The sequence below is a fragment of the Lawsonibacter sp. JLR.KK007 genome, from assembly GCF_036941135.1.
In the GTDB taxonomy this organism is placed as follows: Bacteria; Bacillota; Clostridia; order Oscillospirales; family Oscillospiraceae; genus Lawsonibacter.
On record NZ_JAYWSY010000003.1, the window covers coordinates 186,955 to 203,124 of the forward strand.

The 16,170-nt window shown below is 60.2% G+C and carries 18 protein-coding genes; 4 read left to right on the forward strand and 14 right to left on the reverse strand.

Translation table 11 applies throughout. The features are described from left to right. Window positions 1–2: 2 nt before the first annotated feature. The 6 genes from VV088_RS19180 to VV088_RS19205 form a co-directional block, all read right to left on the reverse strand. A complete protein-coding gene (locus VV088_RS19180) occupies window positions 3–941 on the reverse strand; it encodes a radical SAM protein (RefSeq protein ID WP_334602264.1) in 939 nt (312 codons plus the stop codon). Between the two features lie 14 nt (window positions 942–955). Beyond that, window positions 956–2,035: a phosphoadenosine phosphosulfate reductase domain-containing protein gene (locus VV088_RS19185; protein WP_334602265.1), complete on the reverse strand. Its 1,080-nt coding sequence runs from the start codon at window positions 2,033–2,035 to the stop codon at window positions 956–958. Between the two features lie 5 nt (window positions 2,036–2,040). Beyond that, window positions 2,041–2,307, reverse strand: a complete 267-nt coding sequence (locus tag VV088_RS19190; protein ID WP_334602266.1) for a hypothetical protein — start codon at window positions 2,305–2,307, stop codon at window positions 2,041–2,043. Continuing rightward, a complete protein-coding gene (locus VV088_RS19195; RefSeq protein ID WP_334602267.1) occupies window positions 2,304–2,867 on the reverse strand; it encodes a hypothetical protein in 564 nt (187 codons plus the stop codon). Before VV088_RS19195 ends, VV088_RS19190 begins: the two co-directional genes overlap by 4 nt. A gap of 237 nt (window positions 2,868–3,104) precedes the next feature. Then, window positions 3,105–3,512, reverse strand: a complete 408-nt coding sequence (locus tag VV088_RS19200) for a hypothetical protein (protein WP_334602268.1) — start codon at window positions 3,510–3,512, stop codon at window positions 3,105–3,107. Window positions 3,513–3,528: 16 nt separating this feature from the next. Beyond that, on the reverse strand, window positions 3,529–4,509 hold the full coding sequence (locus VV088_RS19205) for a hypothetical protein (RefSeq protein ID WP_334602269.1): 981 nt from the start codon (window positions 4,507–4,509) through the stop codon (window positions 3,529–3,531). A 96-nt stretch (window positions 4,510–4,605) separates the two neighbouring features. On the opposite strand from VV088_RS19205, the gene VV088_RS19210 reads away from it, so the two are divergent. Next, window positions 4,606–4,806, forward strand: coding sequence for a hypothetical protein (locus tag VV088_RS19210; protein WP_325307405.1), 201 nt, complete (start codon window positions 4,606–4,608; stop codon window positions 4,804–4,806). Here the strand turns inward: VV088_RS19210 and VV088_RS19215 are convergent. From VV088_RS19215 to VV088_RS19225, 3 genes are read right to left on the reverse strand one after another with little or no spacing between them, the layout of a single operon-like run. Continuing rightward, window positions 4,775–5,239, reverse strand: coding sequence for a hypothetical protein (locus VV088_RS19215; RefSeq protein WP_334602270.1), 465 nt, complete (start codon window positions 5,237–5,239; stop codon window positions 4,775–4,777). The two genes, VV088_RS19210 and VV088_RS19215, sit on opposite strands and share 32 nt — an antisense overlap. Beyond that, window positions 5,236–5,502, reverse strand: a complete 267-nt coding sequence (locus VV088_RS19220) for a helix-turn-helix domain-containing protein (RefSeq protein ID WP_334602271.1) — start codon at window positions 5,500–5,502, stop codon at window positions 5,236–5,238. The genes VV088_RS19215 and VV088_RS19220 overlap by 4 nt, the downstream gene beginning before the upstream one ends. Window positions 5,503–5,540: 38 nt before the next feature. Beyond that, entirely contained in the window at window positions 5,541–7,025 is a 1,485-nt protein-coding gene (locus VV088_RS19225; protein ID WP_334602272.1) for a hypothetical protein, read from the reverse strand. Window positions 7,026–7,219: 194 nt separating this feature from the next. Between VV088_RS19225 and VV088_RS19230 the strand changes: the two genes are divergently transcribed. Together VV088_RS19230 and metG are read left to right on the forward strand one after the other, a co-directional pair. Then, the gene (locus tag VV088_RS19230; RefSeq protein WP_334602273.1) at window positions 7,220–8,071 is read left to right on the forward strand and encodes a hypothetical protein; all 852 of its coding nucleotides are present in this window, start codon (window positions 7,220–7,222) and stop codon (window positions 8,069–8,071) included. Between the two features lie 18 nt (window positions 8,072–8,089). After that, a complete protein-coding gene (gene metG, locus VV088_RS19235) occupies window positions 8,090–10,135 on the forward strand; it encodes a methionine--tRNA ligase (protein WP_334602274.1) in 2,046 nt (681 codons plus the stop codon). A gap of 49 nt (window positions 10,136–10,184) precedes the next feature. Here the strand turns inward: metG and VV088_RS19240 are convergent, their stop codons facing one another. After that, window positions 10,185–10,355, reverse strand: coding sequence for a hypothetical protein (locus tag VV088_RS19240; RefSeq protein ID WP_334602275.1), 171 nt, complete (start codon window positions 10,353–10,355; stop codon window positions 10,185–10,187). Between the two features lie 371 nt (window positions 10,356–10,726). Between VV088_RS19240 and pyk the strand changes: the two genes are divergently transcribed. Next, a complete protein-coding gene (pyk, locus tag VV088_RS19245) occupies window positions 10,727–12,157 on the forward strand; it encodes a pyruvate kinase (RefSeq protein ID WP_334602276.1) in 1,431 nt (476 codons plus the stop codon). A gap of 47 nt (window positions 12,158–12,204) precedes the next feature. Here pyk and ilvC read toward each other — a convergent pair whose 3' ends face one another. From ilvC to VV088_RS19265, 4 genes are all read right to left on the reverse strand, one after another. Then, window positions 12,205–13,224, reverse strand: coding sequence for a ketol-acid reductoisomerase (gene ilvC, locus VV088_RS19250; protein ID WP_334602277.1), 1,020 nt, complete (start codon window positions 13,222–13,224; stop codon window positions 12,205–12,207). After that, window positions 13,205–13,771, reverse strand: coding sequence for an acetolactate synthase small subunit (gene ilvN, locus VV088_RS19255; RefSeq protein ID WP_334602278.1), 567 nt, complete (start codon window positions 13,769–13,771; stop codon window positions 13,205–13,207). Before ilvN ends, ilvC begins: the two co-directional genes overlap by 20 nt. A gap of 13 nt (window positions 13,772–13,784) precedes the next feature. Continuing rightward, entirely contained in the window at window positions 13,785–15,488 is a 1,704-nt protein-coding gene (gene ilvB, locus VV088_RS19260; protein WP_334602280.1) for a biosynthetic-type acetolactate synthase large subunit, read from the reverse strand. 179 nt (window positions 15,489–15,667) lie between these two features. Next, complete coding sequence (locus tag VV088_RS19265; protein ID WP_334602281.1) at window positions 15,668–16,159, reverse strand: YfbM family protein; 492 nt, start codon at window positions 16,157–16,159, stop codon at window positions 15,668–15,670. Between the last annotated feature and the right edge of the window lie 11 nt (window positions 16,160–16,170).

The window sequence follows — 16,170 nt, forward strand, 5'->3', positions numbered from 1 at the left end:
TTTCACCCCCTGCCCTTGATCTTGTCGTAGTCCTCGAACCGCTCACACGTCCAGAAGATCCGCCGATTGTTTACCCATCTTTGGAGATCCTTGTAAATCGGCGCGGCGTGTTCCCGGTCGTATACCATGACAAACGGGTTGAATTTCAGCCGCCGCAATGTGTAGATACGGTGTAAATCCTGTTCGATCGTGCTGCTGTAGTTGGTCAGGACAAAAACGCCCTTTGCCTGCGGCGATTTCCGGCGGTACAGTTCCCCGAACCGTCTAAAATCTTCTTCCAGGTCTTCTTCCGGGTTGTCCCACGCTAAATGCAGGTAGTCCATGCGGATCTTGTTCAGCGCCGCTATTTTGTCCGGCGTGGCAATCCTTACGTCTATGCCCTGGTTCAAGTCCACCACGGCCCCGGAATCCGCCAGCTGCCCCAGCAGGTCTTCCCATTCCGGGCAGGCTAAAATATTCGGGTCACATATCACGATCTTTTCTTGCCCCATCCAAAATTCCGCCAGATCCGCAACCTTCACGCTGCGGCGGCCCTCTTTGGCCGCTACGTGGCAGAAGCCGCAACCACGCGGGCAACCCCTGGACAAGAAGCCGTAAGCCGTGTTCTTCGTCTGTTCCGGGTATAGGCTATAGTCCGGGTATATGTGTTCAATTTCCGGCGGCAACCGCTGATCCCGCTCCCCGTGGTATACCTCTTTCCCGGCTTCAAGCGTGATGCAGTAACCAGAACCGCCCCGGATCACTTCGTCCGCGTCTATCACGGCTTCATAGTCCGGCGTGAATGAAAATACCTTGCTTAGATACACCCGATCCATATGGCCGGAAACAAGGGGGCTGTACCATTCAACATGATCGCCCCGCTGCTTGTGCCAGGCGGATAACTTCATAAGCGGTAAATTCGGGTAGTTGTGGCCGTCCACGTCCACAAGGCCGATCCTCATGGCCCCACCCCTTTCTAAAACAGGCTTGTTTGTCCTTCTTTTTCCCGCTCCGTCTCCTTCTTTTCTTCCCGCTCTTTATCGCGCTTTGCTTTGCGTTCCGCGTCATACTTTGCCTTGAAGTCCCTATAGGCCCGCGTATACTCATACGCCCCGCCGAAAATTTTCTTTGCCGCCATTGCCAGCCCTGGATCAAGCTGTTCTGCGGCCTGCAATTCCATTTCAAATCTGCTGCCGAACGGACAGCAGGCGCACCCGGTACGCTTGAAGCCGTATTTTTCGTAAAGATCGGAATGGACAACGCCGCGCCGCTGGCAGTATAGTTCTTTGTCCGTGTCCGTGAAGTAAAACAGCGGGCGGAACTGGGCCGCTTCACTTTTGCTTGACGGTTCCGAAAAACAGCTGTTGTATGCCGTGGCTCTTGCGCCGCCCTCTGCTTTTCGTATGCCCACAATGTTGATTGTCGCTTTGATTTCCTTTATGTAGTCGTGGGCAACGTCCTTCTTTGCCCCCTTGCAGCACCCATCCGAAAAGCTGATTTTCGGCGGGTTTGCAATCATAAATTCTTTCAAAAGACGGCACTTTTCAATGTTCATCCGGCTTCCCGGCCCAAAAGCGTTACACCACCAGCGCAAGGCCGCCTTGCAATTCGGGTATCTTGCATAAAGGATTTCAAACGGTTCATCTTCCCGCTGGAAGCCGTGGGCCTGTAGGCGGCTTATGTATTGGCTTATCTGCTTTGACATAAACGGTTGCCCCCAGGTCTTGCACCCCAGCGGAACGGGCGTTTTTGCCTTTTTCCGCTCGATCGTTACCCCGTATTTTTCTTCCAGGAAGCCCAGGTGTTCTTTCGTGGCCGTGTACTCAATCCCCGTGTTGAACCATACATAGTGAATTTTTGCGGACGGGTAATTCTTCGCCGGGTTCAACGCCTGGATCATGTCCAGCATAACGTCACTGTCAGAACCGCCGGAAATGGATACCGCCGCCCGTGCTGATCTGAACATAAGGTTTGCGTGTAGCTTCCGAAACGCGCTATTTATGTTCGGGCACTCCTTTTCCGGGAACAGTTCAAGCATTTTTTCTAATTCTTCCATCGTTCCTACCTCCGCCGCCGAAAATCCGCCGCGTTCGGGCAGGTCTTCCAATGCGGCACAAAGCCCACCGCCGCTTCCAGTTTCGCTTCCTGCGTGGTCACTTCGTCCGGGCGGGCGGCCCGGCCTTTCATCGTGTCCCCTTCGTCCGTGAAAAAGAGATCTTTTCCGTCCCCCTCAATCACGAAAACGGGTTCCGGGTCAATCGGCATCGACTTTCCCGCCGCCGTGCGTATCCAGTCAATTTGCCGCCCGCACCCTTTGCATACGCTCACCGCCGATCCCCCTTCCCGCTGCCGTCCCCTATGGCCTTGTGCGGCGTGTATTTCTCCATCGTGGCGGCCATTTGTTCCGCCCGCAGAATTTCTTCCAATTCTTCTTTTGTAAGCGCCTTTGTTTCCTGTTCCGGCGCTATACCATCCGGCGGAAAAATCCTGTTTTTCATGTAAAAGGCGTACAGAAACACTTCAAATTCCTTTTTTGCGGCTTCATAGAAGAATTTGTGGTTGAACTCAATTTCCAACCGCTGCGCCGCCGTGCAATCCGTCCCATACTTTTTGCGCTTCCGGCCAGACGCGGCCCCCACGCAACCAAAAGCGGGTTTGCCTGTAACGGAAAAGATAATCTGGATCAAGATCCTGCGCTCTAATTCGTCATGGTACGGGAAGAATACCGTTTCCACCCGCTCCACTTCCAGGTCAGCTTCCGTTATGCCGTGTTCCTGCATCAGCCGTTCAAGCGTGGCCTGCGCGGTTGTCTTTTCGCCGCCCACGCCGCGATCGGCCAGGGCCTTTATTTTTTTGATCTTTTCCAGCAGTTCTTCTTTGCGGTTCATTGCTGGTTCTTTTCCTCCTTCCATCAGCTGGCACCAGGCGGGCACATAGGGCAGGAAGCGCCCGGCTGTGCTTACCGTGTAGCCCCGGCGCGGGCCGGGGGCGCTGCACCGGAACAGCGGCGGCATACCCGCCACGGTTTCCACCGTGATACAGCCGCACCCCTCGCACGTCCTGGAAAAGTCCGCGCCTATTCCGTGGTTTACCTTCTTCCGGCGCTCCATGCTCATTCCCCCGCCCTACAGGCCCAGAAGCCGCGCCGTTTCTTCAACCGTCCGGCGGCACTTCTCCACGCCCTCCCGCTCGATCCAGCTTTCCAGGGCTTCCTGCCCCTTTGCCCGGCGGTAAATATCTTCTTCCGCCGGGCACAGTTCCAGCGTGTCAGGATAGAAGAACTGGACGATCCGGGCCGGGCCGCCGTTAAGGTCGATCGACATTTGGATCAATCTGCTGGAACTCCTATGGCTGCTGTCGCTGGCATCCGGGAAGATCCGCACGTCCAGGTTTCCGAACGTGATATGGAAGTATCCTTCCGGCATCCCCGGTTCACGCTCCAACCCCCGCGCCGTCCCCAGTTCCCGGACGGCCAGCGCCGCCGCCGTCTTCTTTGTCAGGCGGAAGCCGCCAGGGTAATACTTTTTAGGCATCGTGTCGCGCTCCTTCCTATTTCCCCGGCACGGCTTCCGGCCACACGCGGGCGGTCATATCCTCAATACAGCCCGCCAGTCTGTAGGCTTCCGCCGCGCTGTTCAGCTTCACAGTTTCGCCGCCCGGCATGGCGATCGCCAGCGCACGCGGGGCGGGTTCCGGTTCCTCCCGGCTTCTGATCGCCTGCGGGTTCCCGGCCATATCAATAACCACGTCAAATACAGTTCCTTCCGGCGCGGGCCGCTTGCCCGCCAGAATATCCCGCATAAGTTCCCATGCGCCCGGCGTGTTCGGTTCCGCTGGTATGCGTACCTCTTTGATCTCCCGCAGTTCAGAAAGAACGGAAATGGCAAATTCCAGCATTACCACATCAATTCCCCAGGCACGGCCCTTTATAAGCCCGTACTGCCGCCCCGCGTCCATGGAATCCCCGCTCCTGTAACGCTCCATTTCTTTACAGAAACTGCACAGATTTTGTAACCGCTCCACAGCATCCACCTTCACGCCGTCCGGCGCTGGATACTGCCCGTGAATGGGTGTATTTTCCAGCCGGAAGGACGCGCCCGGCCCCAGTTTCACCACGGGTTCCGGCCTTTCCGGCGGTTCCGGCTCCCCGTCTGCTTCCGGCTTCAACTGCACCGCCGCGCCGTCCCCGGTTGAAGTGTTCACGTTGAACACTGTCCCTTCTGGGAAGTTCCAGCGCGTTTTCCCTTCCAGGAAGTCACGCAGAAATTCCATGTTGCCTGCCGCCGTGTGCGGTTTTCCGTCTTCCTGTTCGTCCTGCGGAAACTCCCCGCCGCTGGCCGCCTGCATTTTGCCGATCGTTGCGGCCAGCAGGTTTGCCAGTTGAATTTCATTTGCCAGTTCATGGCGGAACTGTTGGGCGGCTCCCTTTGGTTCCGGCTCCTTCTGTGCCGCCCGTATTGCTACACGGTTCACATAGCCCGCCGCCAGATCGACAAACGCGGCGTTGAAAATGTTGATCTTTTCCTGCATCGTGTTTCATCCTTCCTTTTCCGTTCCCCGTCTGGTATACTATTTTCTGGCGGTGTTCCAGCACCGCCGGAATACAGCGTGGAGGGTGGTTAAAATATGGGAGATTACCCCAATCCCAATGTTGTTACTGTTGTTAAAATTGGCGGCTTTACGCTCTATTGCAAGGCTTTTCGCCACCTCACAAAAGAAGAAATGAAACAGGCCGCCGCACTTTGGCTACGCCAGTCCCGGCGCAAGAGTTTCCCCAAAACCGGAAGCGGTGAAGTTATTTCGCTTCACGGGTTTGATCAAGAATGATCTGTGCCAGCACAACAGCTTCCACGCCACCCAGCCCCAGCGTTACACCGTCTTTCGTGATCGTCAACGTCCCCTTTTTTTCATCCGGTATTACCGTCAGTGGGAAGCCGTGCGCTGGCTCCATCTGCGCCATCCTTTCAATGTCTGCCACATCTTCCGGCGCAAAGTTCACGATCATTCCCGGCCCAGCTTCCGTTATGGCCTGGAACAGTTCCGTTTTGTGCTTCTGTTCCGTGTCCTGCATCAGCCACCACAGAGGGTTATTCCGTTCCGCGCTGTGTGGGCAGTTGCCCCCGTCACAGTTTTCCGCCGAACAGGCGGCACAGAAAACCCGGCGAAATTCCGTATCCCACGGCCCATCCGCAACGGGCAGGGTGGCCAGGAACGCCCCCAGGGCTTCCGGCGTTTCCGCGATCTGTTCAAAGTTCTTCATGCTTTTTCCGCTCCTTCCCGCTTCCCAGCCCTGCGTCCGCGCCGCTCAAAAGACTGCTGAACGCGCAACTGGGCAAGATCGGCATTGTAGCGCAACCGCTGGTTTTGCAGGCGGCTTCCGTCCTGCCCCCGCCGTAATTCGGAATAAATGGTGGACAGCGGGGCTTCCAGCTTGTCCGCGATCTCTTTTGCCTGTGCGCCATCATTCCACATCTTTTGAATGATGGTTCTTTCCTCATACGTGCGCATAGTGTAGCAAGCCATACCCTTTTCACCTTCTTTCTTCTGGCCGGGCGTGGCGCTTACGGCCCGCCCGGCTGTTTCCCTTCGTCCTGTTCCGTGGCTTCCGGTCTGGTTCCCGCGTACAGCTTCCCCAGGTTGATTTCCCCGGCCTGCGGCGGGGGTTGCTGGCCCCCTGCCGCTTCCGTGGCATCCGTGCCCGCCATTGCTTCCGGCGTGCCCAGGGCCGTTTCCCGGCCCTCGCTGGCGGCTTCCGCCGCCGTCCCTTCTTCCTGCTGGTTGTCTGCCCTCGTGCGGTATTTGTCTACGTCCGGCCCGTCCGGCTCCATGAAGCTGTCATATTCCAGCCGCCGCCCGCACTCTGGGCACACGTCCGGCATATCTCCCGTTTCGTTGCACAGCAGTTCCGCGCCGCACTCCCCGCAATGGACGATCCCCAGATCGTCCGTGTAGGCCAGCGCGATCGGCTGCGGCTCCACGTCCGCCGCCGCGTCCCGCTCCACCGTGTCCGCCGCCGCGCCGGGCGCTTCCGGCTCATACTGGGCGGAATTGAAACACTGTTTGAACTCCCGCGCCGCGTTGATCACGTCCACGCTGTACCTGCCGCCGTTGATCTGGTTCATTACCCGGTAGAAGTCCCGCCCGCTCTTGATCGTGTCGATCAGTCCGCAGATTTCCCGGAAGTCCTTCTGCTTGGCTTCGTCCATCCAGGCCGGGGCGGCGGGCTGATCCGCCGCCGCTTCCCGTGCTTCCTGGGCTACTCTTTCCCGCGTTTCCCGCTCCGTTTCATACTGGGCGGCGGTGTGGCAATTCTTAAAGTTCTGGGCCGCTTCAATAATCTTTTTGTCGTAGTCGTAGCCCAAAAGCGGTATTGTTACGTTGAAGTCCCGCGCACTCTTGATCCGGTCGATCTTGCCGCATACTTGCCGGAACTGTTCCCGCTGTTCGCCGTCCATCCAGGTTTCCCCGGCTTCCTGGGCCAGCGCGTCCGCTTCCTGCTTGAACTGGTATTCCACGGTTCCCGGAAGTTCCGCCCGGTAGGTTTCCCGCCAGTCACCTTCCGGCTGCTGGAACAGGTCTTCAAAGGCCACTTCAACTTCCCCGTCATAGATCGGGCTATCACCGTATTCCACGCGGTAACTGTCGATCAGGCCGTTTTCATCGTAGGTCACGAAAAAGTGAATCTGGTTGAAGTCTTCCGCCCAGAAGGAAAAGCCGCAAGAATCGCTGTAAATGATCGCGGCCACTTCCGCCTGCTTCGGCATTTCCTTAACGTTGATTTCCTCATAGGGGAAGATCCCGAAATAGCCGCCGTTCTTCAAATACAGGCTGGCGCTGGTGTCTTCGTCACAGCAAAGCTGCTGGGTCTTGTCCTTGCGGTCACGGGTTACGGGGTTCTTGTAGCCGTCCGCCGCGCTGTACCACTCCACCGCACCCCAGCCGGGCTTCGTAGCCATCCGGTACATTTCCGTTTTGCTGGCAACCTTATAAACCGGGACGCTGGCAACTGACGTTACGAAATACCGGGTTTCATCCTTCTTTTTCATGATTGAATCCCCCTTTAGGTATAAAAAAATTAGCTTGCTGGTCGCAAGCTAACTGGTGCTTGTTCCCTGCAAACTAATAGTAACGGCTGCCGAAAAGGACCAAGGCTGTAAAAAAGGTTGATTTTCCGGCCGGTCTGGTATATGATAGCTTGTATTGGTGAAAACCATGTTTCCTGATGAGAGGATTTTGCGCAATGAGAAAAAATATTATCCTGCCCGCCCTGGCTGTGGCCGGAGGCGCGGCCGGCTTCCTTCTGCGGCGGTGGCAGCTGGCCTCCGCCTATCAGCCCGACACGGGCCTGTTTGTTCACGGCGCCCCCGCCACCGGCGCTCTGCTGGGGCTGACCGCCCTGCTGATGGTGGTCTTTCTGGTTCTGGTCTGTAAAAGGCGGGAGGGTCTGGACGACTTCCTCCCAGCCTTTGGCTCCCCCTCCGTGGGGCAGATGACCGTTCTGGCCGCTGCCGGGCTGCTGCTGTTTGCCGCCGGGGGCTTTGGCCTGCGGGAGGGCTTCCGGACGTTCCGCCTGTGGCAGGCTGCTCCCGAGATGTACCAGCTGTCCGCCCCGGTCTCCCAGATGCTCACCGGGGCGCTGTGCCTGGCAGCCGGGTTCGGCGTGCTGTATATGGGCCAGATGGCCTACCGGGGAAGAATCCTTGACGGCGCCTGTCTCCTGGCCCCGTTCCCGGCCCTGGCCGCGCTGGTGTGGCTCTTCGCCGCCCACCTGAAGCACGGCACGGAGCCGGTGCTGATGAAATACGGCTTCTCCCTCTTCGCCGCGCTGCTGTTTACCATGGCCCACTACTATATCGCAGGGTTCCTCTACGGCAAGCCCCGGCCCCGGCGGGTCCTCTTCTGCGCTCTGCTGGGCGCGGCGGTGGGGATTACCTCCCTGGCCGACGGGCTGGACCTGTTCACCGCCGCCGCAACGGCTGCCTTTACCCTGTCCGCTCTGGGCTTTGCCCACGGACTGCTGGGCGGCCCCTGGCCAGACCGAATGCCTCCCTCCGAGGAGGAGACGGATTCGACTGCCCAGCCCAATTTTTGACGGAAGGATTGACTTTATATGGAAGCCAAAAAACGTTTTTATATCACCACCCCCATCTACTACCCCAGCGACAAGCTGCACATCGGCCACACCTACTGCACCGTGGCCACCGACGCCATGGCCCGCTACAAGCGGCTCACCGGCTGTGAGGTGATGTTCCTCACCGGCACCGACGAGCACGGCCAGAAGATTGAGGACAAGGCCAGGGAGGCAGGCATCACCCCCCAGCAGTTTGTGGACAATATCGTCACCGGCGACCGGGGCATCCTGGACCTGTGGAAGCTGATGAACATTTCCAACGACCGCTTTATCCGCACCACCGACGCTTACCACGTGACCGCCATCCAGAAAATTTTCCGGAAGATGTACGACAACGGAGACATCTACAAGGGCACCTATAAGGGCAAGTACTGCAAGCCCTGCGAGTCCTTCTGGACGGAGAGCCAGCTGGTGGACGGCAAGTGCCCCGACTGCGGCCGGGAGGTCCAGGACGCGGAGGAGGAGGCCTACTTCTTCCGGCTGTCCAAGTACGCGGACAAGGTCCAGCACCTGCTGGAGGACACCGACTTCCTGGAGCCCCGCTCCCGGGTGAACGAGATGGTGAACAACTTTATCAAGCCCGGCCTGGAGGACCTGTGCGTCTCCCGCACCTCCTTCACCTGGGGCATCCCGGTGGACTTCGACCCCGGCCACGTGGTCTACGTGTGGGTGGACGCCCTGTCCAACTATATCACCGCCCTGGGCTACGGCAACGACCAGTACCACGACTATGAGACATTCTGGCCCGCCGACGTCCACTTTGTGGGCAAGGAGATCGTCCGCTTCCACTCCATCATCTGGCCCGCCATGCTCATGAGCCTGGGAGAGCCTCTGCCCAAGAAGGTCTTTGGACACGGCTGGCTGCTGCTGGACGGGGGCAAGATGTCCAAGTCCAAGGGCAATGTGGTGGACCCCTACATCTTAGCCGAGATGTTTGGAGTGGACGCCCTGCGCTTCTTCCTGCTGCGCACCTTCCCCTTCGGCTCCGACGGCAACTTCTCCAACGAGGCCCTGATTCAGACCATCAACGTGGACCTGGCCAACGACCTGGGCAACCTGCTCAGCCGCACTGTGTCCATGGTGGGCAAATACTTTGGCGGCACTTTGCCGCAGGGCTCCGGGGCTTCCCAGGCGGAACAGGCTTTGGCCGCCGCTGTGGCCGGAAACGCCGACGCCAGCGGCTCCCTCAGCGGCGAGGGCTGTCAGTTCGACGGAGAGCTCATCGGCCTGGCCGCCGGACTGCGCAGCCGCTACGAGGACGCTATGGAGCACTTCGCCTTCCAGAACGCCCTGACGGAAATCTTTAAGGTCATCGGCCGGGCCAACAAGTATATCGACGAGAACGCCCCCTGGGTGCTGGCCAAGGATATGGAGGCCAATGGCTCCCGGCTGGCCCATGTGATGTACAATCTGCTGGAAACCCTGCGGATCTGCGCCATCCTGCTGACGCCCTTCATCCCCACCTCCGCCGCTGAGGTGCTTCGTCAGATCGGCGCCTGCGAGGCGTGCTCCACCTGGGAGAGCGCCGCCGCCTGGGGTTCCCTGTCCGGGACCGTCACCGTTCAGCGCGGGGACAACCTCTTCCCCCGCATCGACACGGACAAGGCCCTGGAGCAGTTGGAGGCGGCTGCCGAAGCCGCAAGGAAGGCCGCCCTCCCCGGCCTGGGGATCGAACCCCAGCTGGAGGAGAAGGTGGACTTTGACACCTTCTGCAAGAGCGACTTCCGGGCGGTGAAGGTAAAAGCCTGCGAGGCGGTGAAGAAGAGCGCCAAGCTGCTGAAATTCACCCTGGACGACGGCACCGGCGTGGACCGGCAGATCCTGTCCGGCATTGCTATGTGGTATAAGCCGGAGGAGCTGGTGGGAAAGACTCTGATGGCCATCGTCAACCTGCCCCCCCGGAAGATGATGGGCCAGGAGAGCCAGGGGATGCTCATCTCCGCCGTCCACACCGAGAAGGGGGAGGAGGCCCTCAACCTCATTATGCTGGATGACAAGATCCCCGCCGGGGCCAAAATGTGCTGATACGAGAAGCGGACCGCCCGGCGCATCTGCGCCGGGCGGCTGTTTTTGGTTACCCCATCCCCGGCGTCACGGAGTCCGTGTCCACCAGCTGCAGGGTGTCATATTCGTCGTATGCGTAGTAGTTTGTCATGTGGGTCATGGCGTCCCGGGCGGTCAGCTGGCGGCCGCCGTCCACCGTGACCGGGTGGTCCCAGGTGTACTCCACCACCGTTTCCTCCAAAACCTCCCCCTGGGGCAGCTCCAGCGGGACCGCTGGACGCCCCTGGAGCCGGTCGGGGGTGTCCGCCGGTGGAAGCGGCCTCTCGCTCCACGGAGCCGCAGCCGGTCAGAAGTGCCGCCCAGAGCAGGCAGAGTGCCAGCCCCCATTTTCCGTTCGTCATGGTCTGCTCCCCCGTTTGAGCCAGTATAGCAGAATCCCCTGTTCCCTGCAAGACAGACAGGAAAAGCCGTTTTTCTTGGAGGGACAGCCCACTTTTTTTCCGGCGGAAGCTGGATTTTTATGAAAATCTGCCCTATCCAATCCGGTTTTTTTCCTGTAACATAGGGGCGTCCGCAATGAATGAAGAACGATACCCGAAGGAGGTAATCACTATGAGAAGAACAAAAATCATCTGTACCCTGGGCCCCGCAGTGGATGACGAGGAGCTGATCCGCACCCTCATCCGCACCGGCATGGACGCGGCCCGGTTCAATTTTTCCCACGGCAGTCACGCCGAGCACCTGGAACGGGTGAACATGCTGAAAAGCGTCCGGGACTCCATGGGCCGCCCGGTGGCCACCATTCTGGACACCAAGGGGCCGGAGATCCGCATCAAAAGCTTTGAGACGAAATCCATCACCCTGGAGTCGGGAGACACCTTCACCCTGACCACCGAGGAGGTGGTGGGCAACCAGGGCTGGGTGTCCGTTACCTACCCCAAGCTCCACGAGGAGCTGGCCCCCGGCCAGGAGATCCTCATTGACGACGGCCTGGTGGCCATCCGGGTGGACCGCATCGAGGACACTAGAATCATCTGCACCGTGGAGAACGGCGGCACCCTGTCCGCCAACAAGTCCATCAATATCCCCGGGGTCCATATCCAGCTGCCCGCCCTCACCGAGAAGGACATCGCGGACATCCGCTTCGGTGTGGAGAACGACTTCGACTTTATTGCCGCCTCCTTTGTCCGCCGGGCGGCGGACGTGGAGGCTGTTCGGGCCGTCCTCCACGAGTGCGGCGGGGACGATGTAAAGATCATCGCCAAGATCGAGAACCAGGAGGGCGTGGACAACCTGGACGAGATCCTGGCCGCCGCCGACGGCATTATGGTGGCCCGGGGCGACCTGGGTGTGGAAATTCCCGCCGCCCGGGTGCCCATCCTGCAAAAGCAGATGATCCGCAAGGGCCTCCAGGCGGGCAAGCCGGTCATCACCGCCACCCAGATGCTGGACTCCATGATGCGCAACCCCCGGCCCACCCGGGCGGAGGTGTCCGACGTGGCTAACGCCGTCTACGATGGCACCGGCAGCGTGATGCTCTCTGGCGAGACCGCCGGGGGCAAGTACCCGGTGGAGGCCCTTCAGGCTATGGTGGGCATTGTCACCGAGACCGAGGGCGCCATCGACTACTGGAAGCAGTTCCAGAAGCAGCGCATCCTGACCAGCTCCGACCTGAACGACGCCATCACCCACACCTGCTGCCTCACCGCCATGGACCTGGAGGCCAAGGCCATCCTGGCCGCCACCAACTCGGGCCGCAGCGCCCGGATGATCTGCCGGTTCCGCCCGGCCTGCCACATCGCCGCCCTTACCATGCACGAAAAGGTCCGCCGCCAGCTGAACATCTCCTGGGGCGTGACCCCTTACCTCACCGGGGAGGTCACCTCCACCGACCGCATCTTCTCTCTGGCCACCGAGGTGGCGGTGAAGGAGAAGCTGGTCCAGCACGGCGACGTGGTGGTCATCACCGCCGGCATCCCCCTGGGCAAGAGCGGCTGCACCAATCTGATCAAGGCGCAGGTCATTGATGAGGACGCCATGTGACCGCATACATAGAAGAAGGGCCGCCCCATGGGGCGGCCCATTTTTCTTTAGTTGGAGGCGGTATCGGGGTCGGTGTCGTCGCCCCAGAGCATGTTCTTGCGCAGCTCGGCGCCCACGGTCTCCATCTGGTGCTTGGCCAGCTGAGCCCGCTTGGCGTTGAAGAAGGTGCGGCCGTTCTTGTTCTCGGCGATCCACTTTCCGGCGAACACGCCGTCCTGGATGTCGGTGAGGACGGCCTTCATGTTCTTCTTGGTCTCCTCGTAGGGCAGGATGCGGGGGCCGGAGACATACTCGCCGTACTCGGCGGTGTCGGAGATGGAGTAGTTCATCATGGCCACGCCGCCCTTGTTGATCAGGTCGATGATGAGCTTCATCTCGTGGATGCACTCGAAGTAGGCGTTCTCGGGGGCGTAGCCCGCCTCCACCAGGGTCTCGAAGCCCAGCTTCATCAGCTCCACCACGCCGCCGCACAGGACGGCCTGCTCGCCGAACAGGTCGGTCTCGGTCTCGTCCTGGAAGGTGGTCTCCATCACGCCGCCCCGGGCGCCGCCGATGCCGGCCGCGTAGGCCAGAGCCAGCTTATAGGCGTCGCCGGTGGCGTTCTGCTCTACGGCGATGAGGCAGGGCACGCCCTTGCCCGCCACATACTGGGAGCGCACGGTGTGGCCGGGGCCCTTGGGGGCGATCATGGACACGTCCACCCCGGCGGGGGGAACGATCTGCTTGAAGTGGATGTTGAAGCCGTGGGCGAACATGAGCATGTTGCCGGGCACCAGGTTGGGGGCGATGTCCTTCTTGTAGACGTCGGCCTGGACCTCGTCGTTGATGAGGATCATCACGATGTCGCCCCACTTGGCGGCCTCGGAGACGGTCATAACCTTCAGACCGGCCTTCTCGGCGGCGGCCCAGTTCTTGGAGCCCTCCCGCAGGCCGACGCACACATCGCAGCCGGAGTCCTTCAGGTTCATGGCGTGGGCGTGGCCCTGGGAGCCGTAGCCGATGATGGTGATCTTCTTGCCGTCCAGATAGTTGATGTCGCAGTCCTTCTCATAGTACATTTTTGCCATAGTTGTATTCCTCCTTGAGTTTGTTGTCGTCATATATGGTGCTGCGCCCTCTTTCGATGGCGATGGTACCCGTTTTTGCGATCTCCAGGATACCGAAATCGGCCAGCATCCCGGTGAGTGCCGCGGTCTTCTCCTTGTCCCCGAAGATGGCTACCGTGAGGGTCTCCCGGCTGACGTCGATGATGTTGGCCCGGAAGATGTTGGCCATCTGGATGACCTCATCCCTGGCGTTGCGGTCGGCGGCGTAGACCTTGATCAGGGAAAATTCCCGCTGGATGGAGGTGCCTTCGTCCAGGATCTTCACCGCCAGCACGGGGATCAGCTTGCGGCACTGGTCGGCGATCTGATTGATCATCAGCTCGTCGGCCAGCAGGACGATGGTGATCCGGGTGACGTTGGGTTTGTCCGTCTCGCCGGAGACGATGGACTCGATGTTGTATCCCTTCCGGGAGAACAGCCGGGCCACCTGGCTCAATACGCCTGGTATATCCTGGACCAGGATCGACAGGGTGTATTCTTTCTTCTGGGTGTCAAATTCACGTTTCATCCTGTCCGCCCCCTTACTTTAACAGAAAATCCGTGATGTGCGCGCCGCCTGCCACCATGGGCCGGACCATCTCGTCTATGTCCAGCACGCAGTCAATGACGCAGCCGCATCCCGCCTCCAGGGCGGCCTGGAAGGCCGTCTCCATCTCCGCCATGGTGGTGGCCCGGAAGCCCTTCAGGCCATAGGCCTCCGCCAGCCTGACGAAGTCGGGGCCCCGGTCCAGGGTGGTCTCGGAGAAGCGTTTGCTGTAAATCAGATTCTGCCACTGGCGCACCATGCCCAGGGTGCCGTTGTTGAACACCACAGTGATGATGGGCAGATGGTAGTGCTCCACGGTGGCCAGCTCATGGCAGTTCATGCGGAAGCAGCCGTCGCCGGTGGTGTGGACCACCACCTTGTCCGGATTGCCCACCTTGGCCCCGATGGCCGCCCCCAGGCCAAAGCCCATGGTGCCGAAGCCGCCGGAGGTGAGGAGCTGGCCGGGGTAGTCGAAGTGGAAGTGTTGGATGGACCACATCTGATGCTGGCCCACGTCGGTGGCCACGATGGCGTCCTGGGGGGCCAGACGGCGGATGGTCTCCAGCACCTGCTTGGGCGTCAGGGTCTCGCTCTGCCGGGGGACGGAGGGCTCCCGCAGGGGGAGGATATGCTCCTTCCACTCCGGATGGCTGTACTGGGGCAGGCGCTCATTGAGCAGCTCCAGCACCCGCTTGGCGGAGCCAATGATGTGGTGGTCGGTGAGGACGTTTTTGTCGATCTCCGACCGGTCGATGTCGATGTGAACGATTTTCGCCTGACTGGCGAAGGTGTCCGGCTGGAGAGCCACCCGGTCGGAGAACCGGCAGCCTACGGCGATGAGCAGATCGCACTCGTTGCAGGCCACGTTGCTGGCCTGGGAGCCGTGCATTCCGATCATGCCGGCAGTGAGGGGGTGTCCGCCAGGGAAGCCGCCCCCGCCCATGACGGTGATGGCCACCGGGGCGTCCAGCTTTTCGGCAAATGTCCGGAACTCATTGTGGGCCCGCCCCCGGACCACGCCGCCGCCGCAGATCAGCAGAGGCTTTTCCGCCTGGACGATCATGTCCACCAGAACGTCGATGTCTCCCAGGTTGGGCTCGGGCGTCTTCAAATCGTGGCTGCTGGCCAGGGACCGGAGACTGCCGCACTTCCGGTTCTCGGTCCAGGGGACAAATTCGTAGTCGATCTCCACGTTGGGGAAGGTGACATTTTTCACAAAGTCGATGAGCACCGGACCGGGCCGGCCGGTGGCCGCCACAGCGAAGGCCTGGCGCATTACGTCGGGGATGGTCTGGGCGTCCCGGACCAGGTAGGCCGCCTTGGTGATAGGCATGGCGATGCCGGTGATGTCCACCTCCTGGAAGGCGTCCTTGCCCAGGGTCTGCTCGGTGACGTTGCAGGTGATGAAGACGATGGGGGAGGAGTCCATATAGGCGGTGGCAATGCCGGTGACCAGATTGGTGGCCCCGGGGCCGCTGGTGGCGAAGCACACCCCCACCTTCCCAGTGGACCGGGCGTAGCCGTCGGCGGCGTGGGACGCGCCCTGCTCATGGGCGGTCAAAACGTGGTGTATTTTGTCCCTGTAGTTATACAGCTCGTCATAGAGATTCAGGATGGTCCCGCCGGGATACCCGAAGACGGTGTCCACCTCCTGCTCCAGCAGGCACTCCATGATGGCCGCGGTCGCTCTGATTTTCATTATTTCGCCTCTTTTCGATAGGGTTAAGCCCCCCTTGCCAAAGGGGGGTGCCCCCGCAGGGGGCGGGGGGATTCCGGTGATGGGAAAGGCGTGTGGGGAACGAATCCCCCAGTCACGGCTTCGCCGTGCCAGCCCCCTTTCGCAAGGGGGCCTTTTGGGCAGAAACCTGTCAGTTTTCCTTACTGATCCACATCAAACAGCACCCAAAGCCCTTGCTCCGCCGCGTTTTTCCAGAATGGAATCGAATCCGACAGATAATACCAGGTGTACTCAAAGTCGTCCTCGTCCAACTCCATACCGTACTCCTTAGGGTCAATGGCAAAGTAGAGCTTTCGGAATGTTTCCTCGGTCAGCTCCTGGAGGAATGCGTAAATGCGCTGCACCTGGTGGGGGTTCTTGCAGGTGACAATGTAGTCCTCCTCCCCCTCCCGGTCGCCCCGGAGAACCTCGCCGCCCAGAATTACCCAGCAGCCGGGGGCGTTCTTGCCGCCGTATTCCAGCTTTCCGTTGGTCAGCGCCCGGTGGATGGCGTCCCAGGCCTTGTCCAGGTCGCAGGAGTCCTCCTGCTCCATCTCGTCCAGGTAGTCGGGCACCCGGTCCTCTCTGGGTACATTCCGCAGCTTGTCCAGTTCTTCCTTGGTAATGGCCCGAAAGCCGCCAAGACAGCCCATAAAAACGCCTC